This window comes from Streptomyces kurssanovii, assembly GCF_040677245.1.
GTDB lineage: Bacteria > Actinomycetota > Actinomycetes > Streptomycetales > Streptomycetaceae > Streptomyces > Streptomyces kurssanovii.
This window is the reverse complement of sequence record NZ_JBFAQK010000123.1, coordinates 1-2,035: the sequence shown is the minus strand read 5'-3', so window position 1 is coordinate 2,035 and position 2,035 is coordinate 1. Positions and strand designations below refer to the sequence as shown.

Annotated in this window: 3 protein-coding genes; 1 reads left to right on the top strand and 2 read right to left on the bottom strand. The window is 71.6% G+C overall.

What is annotated here, in order from left to right:
- Nucleotides 1–193 precede the first annotated feature (193 nt).
- Nucleotides 194–850 carry a hypothetical protein gene (locus AB0K36_RS34630; RefSeq protein ID WP_364601816.1) on the bottom strand — a complete coding sequence of 219 codons (657 nt, stop codon included), beginning with the start codon at nt 848–850 and terminating at the stop codon, nt 194–196.
- A gap of 47 nt (nt 851–897) precedes the next feature.
- Between AB0K36_RS34630 and AB0K36_RS34625 the strand changes: the two genes are divergently transcribed.
- Nucleotides 898–1,086 (top strand): DUF5703 family protein, encoded by a 189-nt coding sequence (locus AB0K36_RS34625; RefSeq protein ID WP_005319466.1) that lies wholly within the window; start codon nt 898–900, stop codon nt 1,084–1,086.
- A 129-nt stretch (nt 1,087–1,215) separates the two neighbouring features.
- On the opposite strand, the gene AB0K36_RS34620 is transcribed toward AB0K36_RS34625, so the two are convergent.
- Nucleotides 1,216–1,926 carry a chaplin gene (locus AB0K36_RS34620; RefSeq protein ID WP_364601812.1) on the bottom strand — a complete coding sequence of 237 codons (711 nt, stop codon included), beginning with the start codon at nt 1,924–1,926 and terminating at the stop codon, nt 1,216–1,218.
- Nucleotides 1,927–2,035 lie beyond the last annotated feature (109 nt).

The following is a 2,035-nucleotide window of genomic DNA, read 5'->3' as shown; positions in this document are numbered from 1 at the left end:
CGCCGGTCCCAGGGTGCTGAGAACCGGGCGGGCCTCTTCTACGAGCCGGGGGCCGGACCGGGCCGTGCCCGGTGAAACGGCTGGAACGGCCGGATCCGTCCGGCGGCGAGCGCCGCCGACGGGCGGTCACTGACAGGTGCGGACCGTCACGGCCAGGTGCCGGCTGTGTGCCGTCACGGACGGATGCGGGCGGTCAGTCCTCGTCGTCCAGGTCCAGGGGCTCCTCGCGCAGCTCGTCCTCGTCGAAGACGGCGCTGACGTCGAAGCGGCAGACGACCCGCTCCGGGTCGGCCTGGTCGAAGGGGACGCTCAGCCACTCGCCGGGCTCGGGAAGCTCGTCCGCGGCGGCCACCCACAGCGTGGAGTCGCCCTCCTCCAGACCGAACTCCTTGTGCCGGGACGCGATTTCGTCCGGTTCGTACTCGCCGAAGAGCACGCCGAGGGCCGCGTGCACACTCGTACCGACGACCGGGGCGCCGGCCGCGCCCACTTCCTCCGGATCGACGTCCGCGATGCGCTGCGCCTGGGCGAGCAGCCGCTGCGGCTCCACCACCGCGTAGTCACGGCGGATCAGCACGCTCAGCGCGTTCGGCTCCTCCGGGCCCGCGTACGGCGGCAGCGAGTCGTCCGCGCCGGGGATCTCGAAGGGGGTGACCTCGTCGTACCGGTCGTAGAGCCGCTCGTCGTACGCCTCCGCCGCCGCGGCGAGCGCGTTGAACGCGTCGTAGACGGCCGGGTCGTCGTCTCCCGTGCGGTTCTCGACCGCCTCGAGGTGACGGTCCAGTGCGGCTTTGACCGCCTCGGCGGCGGCACGTACCTCGGCAGCGGTGGGCTGCGCAGCATCAGACATAGTGCAGACGCTATCCGTACCGGGGCGGTGCCCGCACAATAGATGCGATGCCGGAATACGAATTTGTCGACGTGTACGTGCCGCGCGGGGTCTCCCGCAAGGAAGCGACCCGTCTGCTGACCGACCATGCCGAGTACGGACACTGGGAGTTGGACCGATTGAGCCTGCACCGGGACGGCAGCCGCAGAGTGCGGCTGCGCCGGCGCATCATCCGCCAGGTACGCGCCACCTGGTGATCGCGAGCAGGTACAGGAGCAGGTACAGGAAAGGAGCGGGCCCGCGATCGCGGGACCCGCTCCTCGACGTACCGCAGTACGGGACAGGGTCGTAGCCGTGCCCGTGACCGACGTGGCCCCGGCGGGGGCCTACGCGGCCGCGCGGGCCCTGCGGTAGAGCACCGCTCCGGCGAGCAGCAGGCCGACGCCCGCCGGTGCCAGGACGTCCAGCGCGTCCATGCCGGTCTCCGCGAGCTCACCGTCGCTGCCACCGGGCGTGACGCTCTGGGGACCGGGCGTATTCGGCTCGGCCGGCGTCTCGGGGGTTTCCGGAGTCTGCGGCTTGTTGGGCTCCTCCGGGTTACCGGGCTCCTCCGGAGTGCCCGGCTCCTCCGGGGTGCCCGGCTCCTCCGGACCACCGGGCGGGGTGCCGCCCGAGTCGTTGGTGCAGTCGTTGCCGAACGACGGGTTGAGCAGACCACCGACGTTGATGCTGTTGCCGCAGGCGTTGACGGGCACGTCGATCGGCGCCTGGACCTGGTTGCCCGAGCCGACGCCGGGCGAGTTGCTGACGCTGCCGTCCGCTCCGGAGCCACCGCCACCGTTGTGGCCCGACCGGGAGACGTTGGCGCATTCGTTGCCGAACGTGGGGTTGAGCAGCCCGACGACGTCCACGGTGTTGCCGCAGGCGTTCACGGGCACGTGCACCGGAGCCTGGACCGAGTTGCCGGACAGCACGCCCGGCGAGTTCGACGCATCTCCGTGCGCCCCGGAGTCCGCCTGGGCGTAACCGCCACCGAGGGCGAGTACGCCTCCCGCGGCGGCAACGGTGATCAGGCCTTTGCGCGTGACCTGTCGCATGTCTTGATGCCCTGCCTTCCAGCTTCACGAATATCCCTGGGCACACGCCGAGGGGTTGGAAGAAGCGGGGGGGGGCGCCGGTAGTGGTGAGGCCCGCCCCCGGCCCCCG